General features: G+C 71.5%; 9 protein-coding genes. 6 read left to right on the plus strand and 3 right to left on the minus strand.

Features of this window, described 5'->3' with window-relative positions:
* Positions 1–52: 52 nt before the first annotated feature.
* The 6 genes from OG310_RS02440 to OG310_RS02465 all read left to right on the plus strand — a co-directional run bounded on the left by OG310_RS02440 (position 53) and on the right by OG310_RS02465 (position 16,433).
* Positions 53–880, plus strand: a complete 828-nt coding sequence (locus OG310_RS02440) for a sterol desaturase family protein (RefSeq protein WP_329459994.1) — start codon at positions 53–55, stop codon at positions 878–880.
* Positions 881–956: 76 nt separating this feature from the next.
* A complete protein-coding gene (locus OG310_RS02445; RefSeq protein WP_329454201.1) occupies positions 957–10,412 on the plus strand; it encodes a non-ribosomal peptide synthetase/type I polyketide synthase in 9,456 nt (3,151 codons plus the stop codon).
* Positions 10,402–12,081, plus strand: a complete 1,680-nt coding sequence (locus OG310_RS02450; protein WP_329454202.1) for a phytoene desaturase family protein — start codon at positions 10,402–10,404, stop codon at positions 12,079–12,081. Before OG310_RS02445 ends, OG310_RS02450 begins: the two co-directional genes overlap by 11 nt.
* A gap of 50 nt (positions 12,082–12,131) precedes the next feature.
* A complete protein-coding gene (locus OG310_RS02455; RefSeq protein WP_329459995.1) occupies positions 12,132–13,829 on the plus strand; it encodes a phytoene desaturase family protein in 1,698 nt (565 codons plus the stop codon).
* Positions 13,826–14,881: an MDR family NADP-dependent oxidoreductase gene (locus tag OG310_RS02460; protein WP_329454203.1), complete on the plus strand. Its 1,056-nt coding sequence runs from the start codon at positions 13,826–13,828 to the stop codon at positions 14,879–14,881. The genes OG310_RS02455 and OG310_RS02460 overlap by 4 nt, the downstream gene beginning before the upstream one ends.
* A gap of 328 nt (positions 14,882–15,209) precedes the next feature.
* Positions 15,210–16,433 carry a cytochrome P450 gene (locus OG310_RS02465; protein ID WP_329454204.1) on the plus strand — a complete coding sequence of 408 codons (1,224 nt, stop codon included), beginning with the start codon at positions 15,210–15,212 and terminating at the stop codon, positions 16,431–16,433.
* An 87-nt stretch (positions 16,434–16,520) separates the two neighbouring features.
* On the opposite strand, the gene OG310_RS02470 is transcribed toward OG310_RS02465, so the two are convergent.
* The 3 genes from OG310_RS02470 to OG310_RS02480 all read right to left on the minus strand — a co-directional run bounded on the left by OG310_RS02470 (position 16,521) and on the right by OG310_RS02480 (position 21,855).
* Positions 16,521–17,432, minus strand: coding sequence for a S1 family peptidase (locus tag OG310_RS02470; RefSeq protein ID WP_329454205.1), 912 nt, complete (start codon positions 17,430–17,432; stop codon positions 16,521–16,523).
* Positions 17,433–17,803: 371 nt separating this feature from the next.
* Complete coding sequence (locus tag OG310_RS02475; RefSeq protein WP_329454206.1) at positions 17,804–20,605, minus strand: discoidin domain-containing protein; 2,802 nt, start codon at positions 20,603–20,605, stop codon at positions 17,804–17,806.
* A gap of 344 nt (positions 20,606–20,949) precedes the next feature.
* On the minus strand, positions 20,950–21,855 hold the full coding sequence (locus OG310_RS02480; RefSeq protein ID WP_329459996.1) for a carbohydrate ABC transporter permease: 906 nt from the start codon (positions 21,853–21,855) through the stop codon (positions 20,950–20,952).
* Positions 21,856–21,857 lie beyond the last annotated feature (2 nt).

The following is a 21,857-nucleotide window of genomic DNA, read 5'->3' on the forward strand; positions in this document are numbered from 1 at the left end:
GAAGACATTCCCTGAAAGGTGCCGGGCGGTCCTTCGCACTGTCTCCTATCCGCTGCTCCTCGCGGCCACCGTACTGACGGCCGCAGGTTCGCTGACGGGCCACTGGGACCCCGGCCGGGTCAGCCCGCTCTTCCTGCTGGGCACCGTGCTCTACCTGTCCGCCCTCGAACGGCTCATCCCCCATCAGCGGGAGTGGCATCCCGACGGCGCGGAATGGCGGTGGTACGGCGTCTACTTCCTGCTCACCATGGCAGGCGGCGCGCTGGCCCAGTTCCTGGTGACCCGGTCGGTCAGGACGCTGTCGCCCGCCCACCCCGCTCTACCGCTCTGGGCCGAGATCCCGCTCGCCCTGCTGGGGGGTTCGCTGGCGAGCTACCTGGTGCACCGGCTGGAGCACGCCAGCCCGTTGTTGTGGCGGCTGCACGGTGTGCACCACGTGCCGCGGAAGGTCAACGTCGCCAACAACGGCGTCAACCACGTCCTCGACATCGTCCTCGCTCAGGGGGCCGTCCAACTCACCCTGGCACTGGCGGGGTTCTCCAGCAGATCCGTACTCGCCACCGGACTCTTCGTCGTGGCGCAGGGGTACTTCGTCCACGCCAACATCGACGTGCGGATCGGCCCTCTCAACCACGTCCTGGCCAGCCCCGAACAGCACCGGATGCACCACAGCACGGAGTTGTCCGAGGCGGGCCACTACGGATCCGATCTCTCCTGCTGGGACCACCTCTTCGGAAGCTTCACCTGGCGGCCCGGCCGTCAACCGGCCGGAATCGGGCTCGGCGACACCTCGTCGTTCCCCGGGACCGGCGAGATCCTCGCGAGTCTCCTGCATCCGCTGCGCCGCCGCATGCGAAGGCCCGGCGGCGAGACCGCCTGAACCGGGCCCACGGGGCTCCGCACCGCTGACTGCGCGCTGCCTTCGAGCGGCGCTTCCACTGGAGGAGTGTGCGAACGTGGCTGTCGCGAACAACGACGCTTCGAGGGGCAAAGTCGCGATCATCGGCATCGGCTGCCGCATGCCCGGCGGAGCATCGGACCACCGGGCCTTCTGGCGGAACCTGTTGGACGGCAAGGACTGTCTCACGCCCACGCCGGCGGACCGCTACGACGTCGGCACGCTGCGCAGCCGCCACCGGGACAAGCCCGGTCGCCTGGCCGGCGGCAGGGGCGGATACATCGACGGTTTCGACGAGTTCGAACCCGCCTTCTTCGGCATCAGTCCGCGCGAGGCCGACCACATGGACCCGCAACAGCGCAAACTGCTCGAAGTGGCGTGGGAGACACTGGAGGACGGCGGTCTGCGGCCCGCCGAGCTGGCCGGCAGCAACACCGCTGTCTACGTCGGCGCGTTCACGCTGGACTACAAGATCCTGCAGTTCGCCGATCTGAGTTTCGAGACGCTCGCCGCGCACACCGCGACCGGCACCATGATGACGATGGTGTCGAACCGGATCTCGCACTCGTTCGACTTCCGCGGACCCAGCCTCTCGATCGACACCGCGTGCAGTTCCTCCCTGGTGGCCGTCCACCTGGCGTGCCAGAGCTTGAAGGGGGGCGAGAGCGATCTCGCCCTCGCGGGCGGCGTGCTGCTGCACATGGCCCCGCAGTACACCGTCGCGGAGACGAAGGGCGGCTTCCTGTCGCCGGGAGGCCGCTCCCGTACGTTCGACGCGGCGGCGGACGGCTACGTACGCGCCGAGGGGGTCGGCCTGGTCGCGCTCAAGCGGCTGGAGGACGCCCTCGCCGACGGGGACCCGGTCCATGCCGTGATCCTCGGCAGCGGGGTGAACCAGGACGGCCGGACCAACGGCATCACCGTCCCCAACGGGGAGGCCCAGGTCTCGCTCGTGCGCCGGGTGTGCGCCGAGGCCGGTGTGAGTCCCGGTGACCTCCAGTACATGGAGGCCCACGGCACCTCGACGCCGGTCGGCGACCCGATCGAGGCCGACGCGCTGGCCCGCGCGCTCGCCGTCGGGCGCGCCCCGGGGGCGCCGTGCTACGTCGGCTCGGTGAAGACCAACATCGGGCACACCGAGGCGGCGGCCGGCATCGCCGGGCTGATCAAGACCGCGCTGGCGCTCGAACACCGCACGATCCCCCCGCACATCAACCTCACGGAGATCAACCCCGCGATCGACCTCGGCAGTGCCCCGTACGAGATCCCCACCCGCGTCACCGCCTGGCCGGACGTCGAGGGACCGGCGCGGGCCGGGGTGAACTCCTTCGGCTTCGGCGGCACCAACGCCCATGTCGTCCTGGAGGAGGCCCCCGCCGCCCGGGCCGCTGCCCCGCACACCGGGCACACCGGCCGTGTCGGCCGCACCGAGGCCGCCGAGCGCACCGAGCGGGAGTGGAGCGTCCTTCCGCTGTCGGCACGGCACCCGGACGCGCTCGCGGAGATGGCGGCGGGCATCCGCCGCGAACTCGCCGGGGACAACGGTCCCGCGGTCGGCCTCGCCGATCTCGGACACACGCTCGCGCACCGGCGCCAGCACCTGGAATCGCGGCTGTCGGTCGTCTACTCCTCCCGGGCGTCGCTGGAGGAGGCTCTGGCGGCGTACGTGCGGGGCGAGCCCCATCCGAGGGCGGTCCGGGGAAAGCAACGGGACGCGCACGAGCGGCGCCTGGTCTGGGTCTTCACCGGCATGGGTCCGCAGTGGTGGGGGATGGGCCGGGGCCTGCTGGCGAGCGAGCCGGTGTTCCGGGACGTGCTCACGGCGTGCGACCGGGAGATCAGGAGCATCGCCGGCTGGTCGCTCATGGACGAGATGGCGGCCGGGCCGGACACCTCGCGGATGTCCGAGACCTGGCTCGCGCAGCCGGCCAACTTCGCCCTGCAGATCGCCCTGGCGGCGCTGTGGCGTTCGTACGGTGTCCGCCCGGACGCCGTCGTGGGCCACAGCACCGGGGAGGTCGCCGCCTTCCACGAAGCGGGTGTCTACTCGCTGCGGGACGCGGTCCGCATCGTCGTGCACCGCAGCCGCCTGCAGCACACGCTGGCCGGACGCGGCACCATGCTCGCCGTCGGACTGCCCGAGGAAGAGGCGGGGAGACGGGTGGTGCCCCACGGCGGCAAGGTCTCCGTGGCCGCCGTCAACAGCCCGCTGTCGACCACCCTGGCCGGGGACGCGACAGCCCTCACCGAGCTGGCCGGGGAACTGCGGGCGGAGGGGGTCTTCGCCACGTTCCTCGCGGTGCAGGTCCCCTACCACAGCGCCGCGATGGAGAGCATCAAGGACGAACTGCTGACCTCACTCGCCCCTCTCGCGCCGCGTCCCGCACGGCTGCCGGTACGGCTGACAGCACAGGAGGGCGTGGCCGACGGCGCCGACCTGGGCGCCGGGTACTGGTGGAAGAACGTGCGTGACACGGTGCGCTTCCGTGCCGCCGTGGACGCCCTCGCCGACGAGGGCCACCGTCTGTTCCTGGAGATCGGACCGCACCCCGTGCTCGGACACGCGATCCGCGAATGCCTGCAGAACGCGGGGCACACGGGTGTCGCGCTGCCGTCGGTGCGCCGCGCCGAGGACGAGCCGGAGCGCTTCGCCGTCTCCCTGGCCACGCTGCACACCCTCGGCGCCGGGGTCGCGTGGGACGTGCTGCAGCCCGTCGGCGCCACGGTCCCGCTGCCGCGTTATCCGTGGCGGCGCGACCGGTACTGGACGGAGCCCCGGGGCGTCGAGCAGGTCCGCCTCGGCCGGCTCGACCACCCGTTGCTCGGCCGGCGCACGGATCACGCGGAGCCGTCCTGGCAGGCCCGGCTCGACACCGAGACACTGCCGTACCTCGCCGACCACGGCGTGCAGGGCACGGTGGTCTTCCCCGCGGCCGGCTACCTGGAGATGGCGGCCCAGGCCGTGCGGGCGCTGACCGGGGGCACGGACGCCGTACTGGCCGCCGTCGACCTGCGCAAGGCGCTCTTCCTGGCCGAGGACGCGTCCCGCACCGTCGAGTTGTCCGTCTCCCTGGAGAACGGGGACTTCACCATCGCCTCCGTACCCGAGGGCCCCGACACGGAGCGGGCCGTGCACGCGAGCGGGGTGATCCGCACCGGGCAGCGGCGCTCCCCCGGGCCGGCGCTGGACACCGACGCCGTACGGGGCCGCAGCCGGCGGCACCTGCGCGGCGCGGAGTGCTACGCGGGTCTGGCCGCCCTGGGTTACCACTACGGGCCCGCCTTCCAGGCCATCGAGGAGGTCTGGATCGGCGCCGACGAGGTCCTGGCACGGGTGCGGCCGCCCGCGGCGATCGGCGACGACGCGGCCCGCCACCACATCCATCCCGTGCTCCTCGACGCCTGCTTCCAGTCCCTGCTGACGCCGGGGATCCCCGCCGAGGACGCGCCGCCGCCGACCACCGGCATCCGGCTTCCGCTGTCGCTCGACGAGATGAGCGTCGCGCCGGTCGGCGATCGGCCGTTGTGGGTGCACGGCACGGTGTCCAGGAACGACGGGGACGAACTGGTCGGTGACCTGTCCCTGTACGCCGAGGACGAAACGGCGCTCGGCTGGTTGCGCGGCTTCCGCGCGGCCGACGTGGAGAAGGCCTCGACGGCCGTCTCGCGGAGCACGATCGACGGCTGGCTCGCCGAACCCGCGTGGATCGACCGCCCCTGGCAGGAGGCCGGGGACGGCGCGGACGGGACGCTCGCCGGTGAACGCCAGGACTGGCTGGTCCTCACCGACCGCGACGGCGTCGGGGACGCCTTCGCCGAACTCGCGACGGCGCGCGGGGACCGCTGCCGCACGGTGCGGGCGGGCACCGTCTACGGCCGTGAGGGCGGCGAGTTCACCGTGATGCCCGGTTCCGCCGCCCAGCTGGAGCGGCTGTTCGCCGACCTCGACCAGGACGGCACGCCGTTTCGCGGGACGGTCGTCCACCTGTGGAACCTCGACCTGCCGCGCTTCGCCGACTGTCGGCGAAACGACCTCACGGGGGCCGCGGGCGCCGGGGCGTACTCCCTCGTCGCGCTCGCCGGGATCCTCCTCGACCGACCCTCCGGTGGGAGGCTGCACGTCGTCACCCGGGGTGCCCAGCCCGTGTCGCCGGGAGAGGCGGTAGAGCCGCCGGCGGCCCCGGCCTGGGGAGTCGCCCGCGTGCTCCGGCACCAGGAACTGGCGGGCCACCGGGGCAAACTGGTCGACCTCGATCCCGCGCGGGAACCCGGCCCGGCCGGGAACCGGACGGACGCCGAGGCCCTGCTCCGTGAGTTCCTCATCGAGGACGAGGAGGAGATCGGCCTGCGCGGCGGCCGTCGCGCGACGAGCCGCCTCGTACCCGCCGGGGGACTGACCCGGCCGCTGCCGCTGCGGCTGCGCCCGGACGGGAGCTACCTGGTCACCGGAGCGTTCGGGGCGCTGGGCCGGCTGCTGTGCCGGACACTCGTCAAGCGCGGTGCCCGCCGGCTCGTGCTGATGGGCCGCACCCCCGTGCCCCCGCGCGAGGAATGGCCGGCCGTCGATCCCGCGACGGCGCAGGGCCGGGCCGTCGCCCTGCTGAGGGAACTGGAGGCCCTCGGCGCGCAAGCGGTTCCCGTGCCCCTCGACGTCACCGACGAGGACGCCCTGTCCGCCTGGGTCGAGGAGCACCGGCGCTGTGGCGCGCCTCCCGTCCGGGGTGTGTTCCATCTGGCAGGCCAGGTGCGGGACACCCGGGTCCCCGACATGGACCGGCGGACGTTCGACGCGGTGTACGACCCCAAGGCCGTCGGGGCGTACCTGCTGGACAGGTATCTGCGGGACGAGCCGTTGGAGCACTTCGTGCTCTTCGCGTCGATCGCTTCCCTCCTGACGACGGCGGGCCAGACCAACTACGCGGCGGGCAACGCCTTTCTGGACGCCCTCGCCCATCGGCGCCGGGCGGGCGGTCTGCCCGCGCTGAGTCTGGACTGGGGCCCGTGGGCCACGGGGATGATCGAGGAACTCGGCCTCGTGGAGCACTACTTGCACAGCCGCGGCATGAGTTCGCTGCCCCCGGACGTCGGCATGAACGTCCTGGAGCGGGTCATCGGCCAGGACCGGGCCCAGCTCCTCGTCGCCACGGTCGTCGACTGGCCCGCCTTCCTCGCCTGGTACGACTCCCCGCCCCCGCTGGTCGGCGAACTCGCCTCGGCTGCGCGGGAGCCGGTCGCCGCGTCCGGCGGCGGCTTCCTGGGCGCCTTCCGGGCCGCCGGTGAGGCCGAGCGGCGTGTTCTGGTGGCCGAGCGGTTCGCCGCGCTCGCCGCCGGTGTCCTGCGCACGGCGGCCGACGGGATCGACCCGTCGACCGGGCTCGGCGCGCTGGGCCTCGACTCGCTGCTCGCGATGGAGCTGCGGGCCAGGGTGCAGGCGGAGTTGGGCATCGCCCTGCCGGTGGTCGCCCTGCTCAGCGGCATACCCGCCGGGGAACTCGCCGCTCAGCTGTACGACGCGCTGACCGACCGGGTGGCCGCCGAGTCCGCCGAGTCCGCCGACGACGGCAAGGCGGCGGCGACGGAGTCAGTGGCGGAGTCCGCGGTGGAGGTGTTCACCGACGAGCGGGACCACCCCCTGACCCAGAACCAGAAGGCACTCTGGTTCCTCAAGCAGCTCAACCCCGACGGGTTCGCGTACAACATCGGCGGCGCGGTTCAGGTACGGGCGGAACTCGACCCGGACCTGATGTTCGAGGCCGTACGCCGGCTCATCGAGCGCCATCCCGTACTGCGCGCGTCCTTCCCCCTGATCGACGGCCGGCCGGTGCAACGGATCATGTCCGGCACGGAACCCGACCTCGCCCTGTTCGACGTCCGGGGCCAGGAGTGGGAGGACATCCGGCGGACGATCGTCCGGGAGTACCGGCGTCCGTACGATCTTCAGCGGGACGCGCTGGTCCGCTTCCGCCTCTTCCGGCGCGAGCGGGACCGCTGGATCATCATGAAGGCCGTCCACCACATCGTCTCGGACGCCGTCTCGACGTTCACCTTCATCGAAGAACTGCTCTCCGTGTACGAGGCGTTGAAACAGGGACGGGAGCCCTCCCTGTCGCCGGTGCCGGCGCGCTACCTGGACTTCCTGAACCAGCAGAACCGCTTCCTGGCAGGCCCCGAGGCCCGCCGGATGCTCGCGTACTGGCGCTCCCATCTGCCCGTCGAGGTGCCCCTGCTGGACCTGCCGGCCGACAAGCCCCGGCCCGCCGTGCAGACGCACAACGGCGCCTCCGAGTTCTTCGTGCTCGACGCCGCTCTCAGCGCCCGGGTCCATGGTCTGGCGCGGGAGCACGGCGTGACACCGTTCATGGTCCTCCTGAGCGCCTACTACCTCCTGCTGCACCGCTACTCCGGGCAGGACCACATCGTCGTCGGTTCCCCGGTGACCGGTCGGACGCAGCAGGAATTCGCCTCCGTCTACGGCTACTTCGTCAACCCGCTCCCGCTGCACGCGGACCTGTCGGCGGGGCCCACCGTCGCACAACTGCTGGATCAGGTCCGCACGACCGTCCTGAACGGCCTCGACAACCAGGAGTACCCGTTCGTCCTACTCGTGGAGCAGCTGGGACTCCAGCACGACCCGAGCCGCTCCGCGGTGTTCCAGGCGATGTTCATCCTGCTCACCCACAAGGTGGCCACCGAGCAGTACGGCTACCGACTGGAGTACATCGAACTACCCGAGGAGGAAGGCCAGTTCGACATCACCCTGTCGGCGTACGAGGACGAGGCCGAGGGCCGGTTCCACTGCGTCCTCAAGTACAACACCGGCCTCTTCCTGCCGGAGACCGCGCGCCGCATGGCCGGCCACTTCGTCCACCTGCTCGACGGCATGACCCGGGCGCCGTCGCACCTGCCCACCCCGCGCCTGGCGATGCTCGGAGAGAGCGAGCGGGAGCGGCTGGTGACCGAGTGGAGTGGCGCCACGGCACTGCCCGACCGCGCCGAGCGGACACCGGACCCGCACCGGGCCGTCCACGAACTGATCGCCGAGGTGGCCGCGGCGCACCCCGGGGACGTCGCGGTCTCGCTCCCCTCGCCGCGCGGCGGGGCGAAGCGGCTGACGTACGGGGCCCTGGAGCGCCGGGCCGCCTCCCGGGCCCGCCGGCTGCGCGAGCTGGGTGTCACGGCGGGCTCGGTCGTCGGGCTCTGCATGGACAAGTCCCCGGAGCTGATCGTCACACTGCTCGCGGTCCTCAAGGCGGGAGGCGCCTACCTGCCGGTCCATCCGGATCAGCCCGCCGACCGCGTCGCGCACGTCCTGCGCGCCTCCGGGGCCGCACTGATCGTCGTCGACGACGTCCGCGTCCCGTGGGCGGCGGGGCTCCCGGCCACCGTGGTGACGCCGGGGGCCCTGCGTGCGCACGAGAGCGACGGGCCGGATCCGGGGGGCGCGGCCGACCCGGACTCCCCCGCGTACGTCGTCACCACCTCGGGCTCCACCGGCCGCCCCAAGGCCGTGCGCGTCAGCCACCGCGCCCTCGCCTCCGCGTACGGGGCCTGGCTGCGGGCGTACCGGCTGCGGGACGGCGTACGGGTGCACCTGCAGATGGCGGAACCCTCGTTCGACGTGTTCACCGGGGACCTGGTGCGTGCCCTGTGCTCGGGCGGCACTCTGGTGCTGGCCGACCGCGACCTGGTCTTCGACACGGCGCGCCTGCACCGCACGATGCGGGCGGAACGGGTCGACTGTGCGGAGTTCGTCCCCGCTGTCGTCCGTGGCCTGATGGACCACTGCGAACGCGACGGTGTCCGGCTCGACTTCCTGCGCCTGCTGGTGGTGGGTTCCGATGCCTGGAAGGTCGCGGAGTACCGGCGGCTGCGCGATCTGTGCGGCCCGGACACCCGCGTGATCAACTCGTACGGCCTCACCGAGGCGACCGTCGACAGTGCCTTCTTCGAAGGAGCCGTCGACGACCTGGAGCCCGGTCTGATGGTGCCGATCGGCCGGCCGCTGCCGAACAGCACGCTCCACGTCCTCGACCCGTACGGCGAACCGGTCCCGCCCGGCGTGCCGGGTGAGCTGTGGATCGGAGGGGAGGGGGTCGCGCTCGGGTACGCCGGGGACCCGGAGCGTACGGCGCGCCGCTTCGTGACCCGTACCCTCAGCCGGCGGCCGGGGGCCTCGCCGGTCCGGCTGTACCGGACGGGCGACCTGGCGCGCTGGGACGGGCAGCGCCGGGTGCACCTGCTCGGGCGCGGCGACAACCAGGTCAAGCTGCGCGGCCACCGCATCGAGATCGGGGAGATCGAGGCGCATCTGGCGGGGTGGCCGGGGCTCGCCCGGGCAGTGGTGGCGGTCCGCCCGGACGCGGCCGGGGAGGCGACGTTGTGCGCCTACTGCGTGGCGGAGCCCGGTGCGACGCTGGACCGGCGTGCGCTGCGCCGCCACCTCGCGGACGTGCTGCCCTCCCACATGGTGCCCTCGCACGTCGCCGAGCTGGCCGAACTGCCGCTCACCGCCCACGGAAAGGTGGACGTCGGGGCGCTCCCACCGCCGGGGGGCGACGACCGGCAGCAGGCGTACGAAGCCCCGGTGACCCTCTACCAGGTCGCCCTGGCCCGGCACTGGGAGGCACTGCTCGGCAGGGAACGGGCCGGTCTCGGTGACGACTTCTTCGAGTCCGGCGGGAGTTCCATCAAGCTCATCGAGCTGCTCCACCACCTGCGGGCCGAGTTCGGCGCCGCCGTCCCCGTCAGCCGCCTGTACCGGAGCACGACGCTGCACGGCATGGCCGCCGCCGTGGAGGAGGTCGTCACCGGCACGGCAGCCGAGGAGCTTCCCTGTCTGAGCTTCAACTCGCAACGGGGAGCGCCCCTCTTCTGCTTCCCGCCGGCCGGCGGCCACGGTCTCGTCTACCGCCTGTTCGCGGCGGAGTTGCCGGAGTACCGGGTCGTCGCCTTCAACTACCTGCCCGGCGAGGACAAGGTGACCCGCTACGCGGACCTCGTGGAGTCCGTCGTGCCCGAGGGTCCCTGCCACCTGCTCGGGTACTCGCTCGGCGGCAACCTCGCCTTCGAAGTGGCCAAGGAACTCGAAGGCCGTGGGCGGCGGGTCGGTCATGTCGTGGTGCTCGACGCGCGGCGCGTCCTCGAACCGTACGAGCCAGGCAAGGAGAGCATCGAGACGTTCGAGGCGGAGCTCGGTCTCCACCTGTACAAGCACACGGGGTCGCGGATCGTCACCGCCACCGTGCTCGAACACGCGGCGGAGTACCTGGGTTTCTGCGGCAGAACCCCCAACACCGGGACGGTGAGCGCCCCTGTGGGTGTCGTGAGCGACGAGGACAAGGCCGACCTGTACGCCGCGGGCGCCCCGGGCTCCTGGTACGGCAGCTCCACTCACGCGACCCGTGTGCTGCGCGGATCGGGGTCCCACGCCGACATGCTCGACCCCAAGCACCTCCCCCACAACGCCGCCCTCGTGCGCGCCCTCCTGACGGGGGAGGCCGGCCATGCGGGATGAGGACGAGGCGGACTGGGGCAGCAGGGAGCGGGCACCGGGCAGCGCACCCCGCGTCATCGTGGTCGGAGCGGGGGTGGCGGGCCTGTCCACGGGCTGTTACGCGCAGATGAGCGGGCTGCGGTCCCGGGTCTTCGAGAAGCACGTCCTTCCCGGCGGCTGCTGCACGGCCTGGTCGCGCGACGGATACCTCTTCGACTACTGCATCGAGTGGCTGATCGGAACCGCCCCCGGCAACGACGCCAACCGCCTGTGGGGCGAGCTGGGCGCGCTGGACGGCAAGACGATCACGAACTTCGACCTGTTCAACAAGGTGGTGGACGAGGACGGCCGGTCGGTGACGTTCTACAACGACCCGGCGCGCCTGGAGGAGCACCTGACGCGGATCTCGCCGGCGGACACGCGGCTGATCCGCTCCTTCTGCCGCGACCTGCGGCGGTTCACGGACATCGAGCTGTACCCGTTCCTGACCGCGCCCGCCCTGCGGACCGTACGGGAGAGGGCGGCGACTGCTCGCACGGTACTGCCGGTGTTCCGTCTCCTGTGGCGGACCGCGGCGACGCCGATGCACCGGTTCGCCGACCGGTTCGAGGACCCGCTGCTGCGCAGGGCGTTCCGGAACATCTTCTTCCAGGATCCGGACGGCTTCCCGCTGCTCCCGTACCTGTTCAACATGGCGAGCGCGTACCACGGCAACGCGGGTTTCCCGCAGGGTGGTTCGCTGGGGCTCGCCCGGTCGATCGAGGAGCGGTACACCGGGCTCGGCGGCACGGTCACCTACCGCGCCCGCACCGAGAAGGTACTGGTCGAAGGAGACCGGGCCGTAGGGATCGAACTCCGCGATGGCAGAAGGTACTTCGCCGACCACGTGGTGTCGGCCTGCGACGGCCGCACGACCGTCTACGAACTGCTGGCCGGCCGGTACACGGGGGCGCGGATCGACAAGCTCTACACCGGCCTGCTGCACCGCCCGGGAACCCTGTTCCCCGCCGTGGTATCGGCGTTCGTCGGTATCCGGGGAGATCTGCCGGAGCAGGAAGCCCACAGCACCACGTATCTCCTCCCGGCGGCGGCCGGTGCGCTGCCCGGCGCGCTGCAGAACAGCCTGGTCGTCCAGTTGCGCAGCCGCTACTCGGACGGTTTCGCCCCGCCCGGGAAGTCGGTCGTCCACTGCACCTACTTCAGCGACTACGCCTACTGGAGGACCCTGCGCCGCACCGACCGCAGAGCCTACTGGGAGCGCAAACGGGAGGTGGCGGCGTTCGTGCGGCGCTTCTTGGAGGAGCGCTGGCCCGGCACGGCCCCCCGGATCGAGCTGGTGGACGTGGCCTCGCCCGCGACGACCAGGCGCTACACCGGCAACCACAACGGATCGATCCTCGCGTGGAAGGCCTTCTCGGAAGCCGACGACGTGACGGCGGACCTCGTCGGCAAGGACCGGATGAGGCTGCCAGGACTCGCCGGCTTCTCCATGGCGGGGCAGTGGGTGGGCATGGGCGGCCTGATCCGGGCCGCGTCCACCGGCCGCTTCGCCGTCCAGTACCTGTGCGAGGAGTTGCGGGTCCCGTTCCGGGCGTGGGAGAGCACCGGTACCGAGCCGTGGCACACCGGCAAACTGGGGCGGCTGCCGCAGCTCGACCGCTGGTCCGTCGGGGGGAGCAACGGCGCGTGAGGACACAGGAGAAGGGGTTCGTGACGCGTCCTGCGCGCGGCAGGGAAACAATGATCATCATCGGTGCGGGGCTCGGCGGTCTCTCCACCGGCTGCTACGCGCAGATGAACGGCTACCGCACCCGGGTGCTGGAGATGCACGAGGTCCCCGGGGGCTGCTGTACCGCCTGGGGGCGCGGCGAGTTCACCCTGGACGCGTGCGTGAGCTGGATGCTCGGCAGCGGCCCCGGCAACGAGATGCACCAGATCTGGCTGGAGCTGGGTGCGCTGCAGGGCAAGGAGGTACGCCACTTCGACGTCTTCAACATCGTGCGCGGACGGGACGGCAGAGCGGTCTACTTCTACTCCGACCCGGACCGGCTGCAGGCCCATCTGAGCGAGCTCTCCCCTGCCGACGCACGGCAGATCAGGGGTTTCTGCCGTCAGTTGAGGGCCTTCCGCAAGGCGCTGGCTGTCTATCCGTTCCTCAAACCGGTCGGCCTGATGGGGCGGATGGAGCGCTGGCGCATGCTCGCGTCGTTCCTCCCGTACGTGAGTGCCGTCCGCACGTCCCTCTCGGTGCTCATGTCCGACTACTCGGCGCGGTTCGAGGACCCGTTGCTGCGGGAGGCCTTCAACTTCGTCCTGTACGAGAGGCATCCGGCGTTCCCCGTGCTGCCGACGCAATTCCAGCTCGCGTCGCACGCCAACCTCTCAGCGGGCGTGCCCGAGGGGGGATCGCTCGGCCTCGCGCAGTCGATCGAGCGGCGCTACCGCAGGCTCGGCGGCCGGGTGACGTACAACACCATGGTCGAGGAGGTGCTCGTCGAGAACGACCGGGCGGTCGGCGTGCGCCTCGGCGACGGGCGCGAACTGCGGGCCGACATCGTCGTGTCGGCCTGCGACGGACCCACCACGATGATGAAGCTCCTGGGGGGCCGTTACCTGGGCGACGCCTACCGGCGGCTGTACACGAGGACCATCAACGAACCCGGCATGGTCTTCCCCGGCTACTTCACCCTCTTCCTCGGTCTCGACCGGCCGTTCCCCCAGGGCGACCCCTGCACGACCTACCTGCTGACGGACGCGCAGGCGGCCGAGCTGACCGGCATCCGCCACCCGAGCATCAACGTCCAGTTCCGCAGCCTCCACTACCCCGAGCTCTCCCCCAGGGGGACCGCCGTCGTCTACGCCACGTACTTCTGCGACATCGCGCCCTGGCGCGCCCTGGACGAGGGCCCCGAACGGGTCACGAGGACCCGCGGCGGCCAGGAGCTCCACACCCTTCCCGTGCGGCACGGGCCCGGCTACTACGCGGCGAAACGCAGGGCGCGCACCGCGCTCGTACGCTTCCTCGACGAGCGATACCCGGGCATCGAGCAGGCGATCGCGGTCCGCGACGTGTCCAGTCCCCTCACCCACGTGCGCTACACGGGCAACCACGACGGGACGGTCCTCGGGTGGCAGCCGTTCGTGGAGAGCGGCGAGACCTTGGAGGATCTGGTGCGCCGGCACGGCCCCGGGCTGCCGGGCCTCGCGAACTTCTACCTGTCGGGCGTCTGGGCGACCACGGGCGGCCTGATCCGTGCGGCGGCGGCGGGCCGGCACGTCATGCAGTTCGTCTGCCGCGACGACGGCAGGGAGTTCACCGCCTCCGTCGACGACTCCGCGCCACCGCCTACCCACCTCGTCATTCCGGTCGAGCGGCGCCCCGACATCCCCGCCACCCCCGGCCGAAACCCCGCAGGCGTGGAAAGGCAGCCGCGATGAAGGTCAAGAAGTGGGTGGTCCGCGAACACATCGAGGGCACTCCCGATGTCGACCGGGTCTACGAGAAGGTGGTCGAGGACATCGACGTCGACCTCACACCCGACGGGATGCTGCTGAGGACGCTCTACGTCTCGGTCGACCCCTACCTCCAGGGCATCGCCCTCGACACCCCGCTCGGGCTGCACATGGGCGCCGACTCCATCATGGAGGTGCTGGAGGCAGGACCGCTCGCGGCCCACCGGCCGGGCGACCTCGTACAGGGCTTCGGCGGCTGGCAGTCGCACGTGGTCAGTACGGGCGCTCCGACGCTCTGGCAGACGGGCACCTTCCCCATGGTCTTCCCCGCCTTCCGGCGTCTCGATCCGCGCTGGTACGACGACGCGCTGCCCCTGGCGACGGCGCTCAGCTCCATGGGCGGGCCCGGCATGACGGCCTGGGGCACGCTCACCATGTTCCTCACGGCCGGCCCGGGCGACACGCTCGTCATCAGCGGCGCGTCGGGCGCCGTGGGGTCGCTGGTCGGACAGTTGGCCCGGATCGCCGGAGCCCGAGTGGTCGGAACGACGTCGAGTCCGCGCAAGGCGGAGTACCTGACACGGCTGGGGTTCGACGCGGTGGTCCTCTACCGGCAGGGCGACAGCACCGCGAGCGTCCGGGACGCCCTCACCGCGGCGGCCCCCGGCGGCGTCGACCGCTACTTCGACAACCTGGGCGGCGCGGTGACCGACGCGGTGTTCTCCATGCTCAACGTCGGCAGCCAGGTGGCCGTGTGCTGGCAGTGGGCGACCCAGGTCGGACGGGACGCGGTCGGGCCCCGGCTGCTGCCGTACATCATGTTCCCGCGCACGACCGTGCGCGGGATCTTCTCCCTGGAGTGGTTCACCGACGCGAACTGGCGGGCCCTGCACACCGAGGTGGGGGGCCGGGTCAGGCGGGGCGAGCTCGTCTGCGACCACACCCTCCACCACGGCTTCGACAGCATCCCCACCGCCTACGGGAGCCTCTATCACGACCGGGCGGCCAACCTGGGCAAGGTCCTGGTCGAGCTGTGAGGGCGGACGGCGCCCCGGCGGCCACGCGTCGCACCGGGGCGCCGTCCCCGGCTTGTGCCGGAGCGCCGAGGACGAGGGCGATCCGCGGCTTTCGCCGGAGCCGCGAAGACAGTGGCGCCGTTCGTCGCGACCGGGACACCGAAGAACGTGACGTGCGTGCGGCCCGGTCGGGTCGGGTCGGGTCGGTCGGGACGGGACGGGACGGGACGCTGACCGTGGCGCCCTCCGAAGAAGCGGTGTGCTCACGTCGAACGCCCTCGGCGCCGTCCGTGGCCCGTACCCCCCATGCCGAGCAGATACAGCGAGCAGGTTCAGCCAGGAGGTTCGCATGCCCCCCGCCTTCACCGACGACAGCGTCCCCGCACCCCTGTTGCCCGCGCTCCACCGGATGGAGTTCGCGGCGCCGGGTCCGCCCCGGCCGGCCGCACTGCCCGACGGCTCCCCGGCCTGGCTGGTGAGCCGCTACCCCGATGTGCGGCAGGTCCTCCAAGACAGTCGGTTCGGACGCGCCCAGTTGTACGCGCCGGACGGGCCGGGCCTCTCGGCGGCGCCCGGCCTGGTCAACGACCCGGACCTGATGTTCAACCAGGACGGCCCCGGCCATCTGCGCCTGCGCCGCACCATGCGCCGTGCGTTCACCCCGAGGGCTGTCGCCCGCTGGCGGCCCTGGATCGCGTCCATCGTGGAGCAGTTGCTGGACGGGCCGGGACTGCGTACGGGACCGGTCGACATCGTCGCGGAGTTCACGCTCCCGCTGCCGGTGGCCGTGATCAGCCGGCTGATGGGGCTCGACGCGGCGGCGCGGGAGCGGATGCGGCACTGGAGCGAGCACGCCTTCTCGGACGGTTCCCATGAGGGGGACGTCGTGGGCGCCGCGCTGGCCGAGTTCTCGGCGTTCGGCGCGGAACTGCTGGCAGCCCGGCGGCGCGAGCCCGGGGACGATCTGGTCAGCGGTCTGGTCCTGGCGGCGGACGCGGAGGGCGGCATCCCCGAGGCCCAACTGGTCTCGCTGGTCTGCGGGCTGGTGGTGGGCGGCCACGACAGCACGATGACGATGCTCGGAAACTCGCTCCTGTACCTGCTCGGTGAGAGACCCGGGGACTGGCCGCGCCTCGCCTTGGACGAGGAGTCGGCGGGCACGGCGGCCGACCGCCTCATCCACCTGATCCCCCTGGGGGACGACCGCGGAAGCATCCGTCGCGCCTGCGAGGACGTCGCGGTGGGCGGGGTCCTCGTCCCGGCCGGCGCGGTGGTCGTCGCGGACTGCGGTATGGCCAACCGCGACCCCGCGGTCTTCCCCGCCGCCACGTTGGACGACCTGTTCGCGCCGCTGGAGGCCCCCACGCTGTCCTTCGGGGCCGGACCGCACTACTGCCTGGGCGCGTGGCTGGCCAGGCTGGAACTCCAGTTGGCCCTCGGCCGGCTGGCGGCCCGCTTCCCGGGACTGCGCCTCGCGGAGCCGCCGGACGCCGTCCGCTGGCGCCTGGGCACCACCTCCCGCAGCCCGGAACGCCTGCTCGTCACCTGGCAGGGAGACGGGGCCGGGCGGTGACCGTCGTCCCCGGCCGGGCGCGAGACGACCGGCCGGGGACGACGGGGTGGCGCGCTCCCGCAGGGGGCGGGCCACCCCGGTGTCAGGTCAGCGTGACCCCGACGGCTTCGGCAGCGCGCATCCCGCCGCCGCGAGGTTCAGTGTGTTGCCCGTCGTGAAGCAAGCCGGGATGCCGTAGGTCTCCTCGGCGTAGCCGGTGCCCTTGTGGAGGGTGACGACGCCCTGTTGGTCGACCTCGCAGGGGTTGTCGAGGGTGCAGCGTTCTCCGCTCTCGTTCGTGGTGTTGTTGATCGCCGTGATCTGTCCCGTCGTCGTGTCGATGACCGGGGAGCCCGACGTGCCGCCGATGACCTGGCAGGCCGGGGTGTAGCGCACGGAGTCCTTCCAGGTCCACTGGTCCTCCTTCAGCCGGTACGCGAACCCGTCGACGGCGCAGGAGTAGACCTGTTTCCAGTACCCGGAGACCACGTTGATCGCGTGGCCCTGCACGGGGTGGGTGGCGGAGAGGGTCAGCGGGGCGATCCCGGTGGACTGCTGGATCTGGGCGTAGTTCTTGGTCAGTTGGTAGATCGTCACGTCGGTGTCGGTCATCGTCGCGTAGACGACCTTGCTCGCCTTGAGTGTTCCCGCACTGCCGGCGGAGGCGTTGAGCAGCGTGAAACTGCGGGTGGAGGACTGGTTGGTGATGACCTGGCCCGCGCTGGGAAAGCCCGTCTCGATGCAGTGGCCGTTCGTCATGACCAACGCGGGGTCGGACGAGCGGGAGTTCGGCATCCGGACCAGGGAGCCCGAACAGTTGCTCAGCGCCACGGTACCGGCGAAGGAGGCGGCCGCCGCGGGGCCCGCCGGCGTGGTTGCGGGTGCGGTGGCCGCCGCGGGGACGGTGGAGGCGACCGGTCCGCCCCCGGCCGGGGCCGCGGCCGCCGCGCTCGTGGCGCCCGCCAGGACGGCTGCGCCGAGGGCGGAGGTGGTCAGGATGGCGAGGAGAGGCGTGCGCATGGTGGTCCTCTCGGATCGGCCCGGGAACCGAGCGGCGCCCGGACGGCGAAGGGTCAACGTATTGTCGGTGTACCGACAAGAAGCTCGCTACCCCTCCGTTCTTCACTGACGCTTTCCACGCTGTTGACAGCCTCTCTCTACCCCCACCCGGCATCGGTCGCACCGGCGCGGTGGGGGCGTGCGGGCCCGACGGGAGCACGCCGCCGCGAGACGCGCAACCTCCGCACGGTGGAGCGGGCGCAGCGGGCGAGCGGCGCCGCATCGGCCCGGCCCCGGCCCGGCAGCGAAGGCATCCCGCCCGGTGCCACGGCCCGCGACGCACAGGAGGGGCGGCGGACCCCTGTACTGTCCGCCGCCCCTCCCGCTGTCCTCTACCGCGCCGTCAGCGCGGGAACCCCCACTTCGCCGACGGCCATCTGACCACCGGTCTGGCCCCCGTTGTCGGGCAGGTCCGCCGTGACGCGCACATACCGCGCCGTCACCGGCCTGTCGAGTTGGACACCGGTCAGTCCGGCCGCCGTGTCGGCGTGGCGGGCCACGGTGTACCAGGTCGAGCCGTCGACGGAGACGTCGACGTGGAAGTCCGTGGCGAACTTCCCCTCAGGCTGCTGGAGAGTGACCAGGTCGACCGACCGCGGCCGCGACAGGTCGACCTGCTGGCTCCAGCGGTACTGCCCGGTCGCCTGCGACCAGGTGCCCGGGTCCCCGTCGGTGGCGTACGAGGGCAGCGAGCCCGGCTGCATGTCCGCCTGGGTCCCGTCGATGAACAGGGCCTGGGTGGGGGCACCGAGAGCGAGGTCGGCGGCTCCGGGCACCGGCGCGTAGGCACCGACCTCCCCGATCGCCATCTGGTCGCCCCGCTGGCCCCCGCCGTCGGGCTTGTCGGCGACGACGCGCAGGTAGCGAGCGGTGACCGGAGTGGAGAACTGCACCGGAGTGGTGCCCCAGCCGCTCCCGGAGACGGTGCCGACGGTCGTGAAGTCCCTTCCGTTCGTGGAGGCGTCGATGTGGAAGTCGGTGGCGAAGTGCTGCTGCGGCATCCCCACCGTCACGGAACCGAGCGACTGCGCCTTCTTCAGGTCGACCACGAGCTGCCAGCGGAACTGACCGCTCGCCTGGACCCAGGTGCCGGGGTCCCCGTCCGTGGCCGCGGCCAGTCGGGTCCCCGGCTGCAGGTCGGCCGTGCTGCCGTCCAGGAACTGTGCCTGGACGGGCTTGCCCAGGGCGAGGTTGTCCGCGGCCGCTCCCGCCGGCGCCGCAGTCAGGTGCGCGTACCGCCCTTCGAGCCCGGCGTCGGCGATGAGCGCCGCCGGCACACCGGATCCGTCGGAGCCGACCTGGGTGTTGTCGAGGGTGAGGTTGTCGGGATTGCCGCAGGCCCAGTCCGGTGTGGTGTTCTCGACGTAGTTGCCGGTGAAGGAGAAGTTCCCGTACGGGAGGCTGTCCTCCTTGCACCCGCCCATGGAGAAGACGCCGTTGCCGAACATCGCGTTGCCCTTGAGGGTGACGTTCTGGCTGCCGCCGTCGGTATAGATGGCGTGACCGCCGCCCGCGCTGTTGCCGTCGCGGACCACGTTGCCGCTGACCAGCAGGCCGTCGGCGATCGAGTCGCCCTGCTGTCCGAGGACGTAGATGCCGCCGCCGTCGGAGCGCAGTTGCATGTGGTCGAAGACCAGGTTGTCGAGGATCTTGTTCCCGCTGGTCTTCGTGTCGGTGTGTCCCCAGCCCCAGTTGGAGCTGATGCCGCTGTACGGGACGTCGTTGACCTGGTTGTGCTCGATCACGTCGTCCCGGGTGTAGCCCTGGAAGATGCCCACCCCACCCGTGTAGTCGACCGCGACGTTGTGCACCCAGTTGTCCGCGACGGTGTTGCGGGCCGGCAGCAGCGAGACGTCCGCGGGAGCCGCGTCGGTGCCGTTGCCGATCTCGACGCCGTTCCCGGAGATGTCGGTGAACACGTTGCCCTGAAGCGTCGAGTCGTCGACGTCGCGGCCGAGTTGCAGACCGGCCGCCCCCAGGTGCTGGAAGGTGCCGTCCGTGATGGCCAGACCCTTGGTGTGGTCGAAGACCACGTTGCCGGGCGTCATCGTCCAGTTGCCGTACGGGCAGGTGCCGGGGTCCGTGGTGGAGTAGCGGTCACAGGATCCCTGCTTCTCCCAGGCGTCGTCGCCCGTCAGATGCATATTGGCCTGGACCTCGGAGAAGCCGTCGAGCCCGTTGGGATCGGTCCAGCCGCCGTACTCGAAGGATATGCCGCTGAACGCGAGCCCCGTCAGGGGGCGGGCTTCGGTTCCCGTTCCGGAGACCAGGGTCTGCAGCCGCGGGAGCTCCACGTCGGCCGCGCCGAGGTCCTGACCCTCACGGGGCTTGTAGTAGATGGTGTGGGCCGACTTGTCGAGGTACCACTCGCCGGGGTCGTTCAGCAGTTCCTTGGCGTTCTCGACGTAGGTGGGCAGGTCGGCGTTGACGCCGTAGCGCTTCCTGGTCGAGTTGTCGAAGCAGGGCTGGTCCATGGTGACCGCCGTGCCCGAGACGGAGGCCACACCGCAGTAGATCTCGGTCCAGCCCACGTCGTAGACGAACTGGGTGTCGGAGATGTTCTTCCAGGCGTCCAGAGCCGTGTTGGAGGTGGTGTAGCCGGTGGCGGTACGGGTGAACTGCGTCGGGGCGGCCCCCCGGGCGCGAACGCCGCGGACTCCGTCCACGTACAGCTGCCGGGTGTCCGTGCCGGCCGGCACCGTGGCCTGCCACACGCCGTCGGCGTCCTTCTTCCATCCCTGGACGCGTTCACCGCCGCTGAGCACCGGGTGCGCGCCGGGCGCCGCCGCGTAGGTGACGGTGTGGCCGTCGCGCTCGCCGTCACCCTTCGCGGCGTCGAAGGCGAGCGTCCGGTCGAGCCGGTAGGTACCGCCCGCGAGGACCACCCGGATGTCGCTCCGTTGCGTACGGGTCGCGGCCCGCACCTCGCTCTGCGCGGTCGTCAGCGCGCAGGGCCGGCCGGGCGAGCAGGTGTCGCCGTGTCCGTCGGGTGCGACGGAGTACGTGAGGGGGCCGGCGGCACCGGCCGCCGGGGCCGCGACCGCCCCACCCGTGGAGAGGAAACCTGAGAGCAGGGCCACGGTCGCGCCGATGCTCGCGCAGAGGCCGAGGCGCCATGGTCGGTGTTCGGACATGTGTGCACTCCCGAGACGTCGTCGATTCGAGATGGAGGGGAGATTTCCTGGTACCGGGGACGGGCATCGGGCGGACACCCGTCCCGGTGTGACGTGTGACGTGTGACGTGTGACGTGTGCTGCGTGCTGCGTGCTGCGTGCTGCGTGCTGCGGCCGCCTCCCCGGCCGGGAGGGTTGTCATGGGCAGCCGGGAGCTCCGCGTCGGCACGGTGTGTCCGGCGGGCGCGGTGTGCCCGGAGTGTGAGGGTGAAGGTGGGGATGGGGCCGGAGCGGGAAGGTCGCCCGTGCCGCGTCGCGCGCGACCGGTCGGCCCTTGTGCGCTCAGGCGCGATCCGGCCGCCGGGTCACTCCTTCGTGGCTCCGGCGAGCATCCCCGAGACGAGGGTCCGCTGCGAGAAGAGGAAGAGGACCAGGACGGGCAGGACGGCGATCACGATCGCCAGGGCGAGTTCCGGAATGGTGATGTCCAGGCCCGCACCCGCCACGGGATTGAAGGAGGGGGTCGACGTGAGCAACTGGTTCAGGCCGACCTGGAGCGGGAACTCGTTGCTGTTGGGCAGGACGAGATAGGGCAGGAAGAAGTTGTTCCAGTTGCCGACGAAGCTGAAGAACGCGACGAGTCCGATCACCGGCTTGGCGAGCGGGAGCGCGATGCGCGTCAACAGCTGCCACTCGTTGCAGCCGTCCATCCGCGCGGCGGACAGCAGGTCGCGCGGCAGGCTCGTGGCGAAGTAGATGTACACGAGGTACACACCGAACGGGTAGAACGAGAAGGGCAGGATCACCGACCACACGGTGCCGATCAGGTGGAACTTGTTGAGTTCCAGGAAGACCGGCAGGACAAGGGTCGCCGACGGCATGATCATGGTCACCAGCGTGATCATGAGGAGGGTCTTGCGGCCCCGGAACCTCGTCAGCGCGAGAGCGTAACCCGCGGGCACGCTGGCGGCCAGGGTCAGCACCAGCGAACCGCCCGCGTAGATGGCGGAGTTGCGCAGCCAGGTCAGCATCGCGCCGTTCTGGAAGGCGAACAGGTGCCGCCATGCCGCCCCGAACTGGCCGAACGACCCGAACGACAGCGGTGCGTCATGGACGATCTGGTCCGCGGTCTTCGACGGCGCGAGCAGCACCCAGATCACCGGGAGCACGAAGAACACCAGGAGAACGGCCAGCAGGACGCCTACGACCAGGAGGGACACCGCGCGACGTGGGGCACGGCCGGATGTGGGCCGTCGCGCGGCCACGTGCATTG

Origin of the sequence: Streptomyces sp. NBC_01497 (genome assembly GCF_036250695.1) — a bacterium.
Classification (GTDB): domain Bacteria; phylum Actinomycetota; class Actinomycetes; order Streptomycetales; family Streptomycetaceae; genus Streptomyces.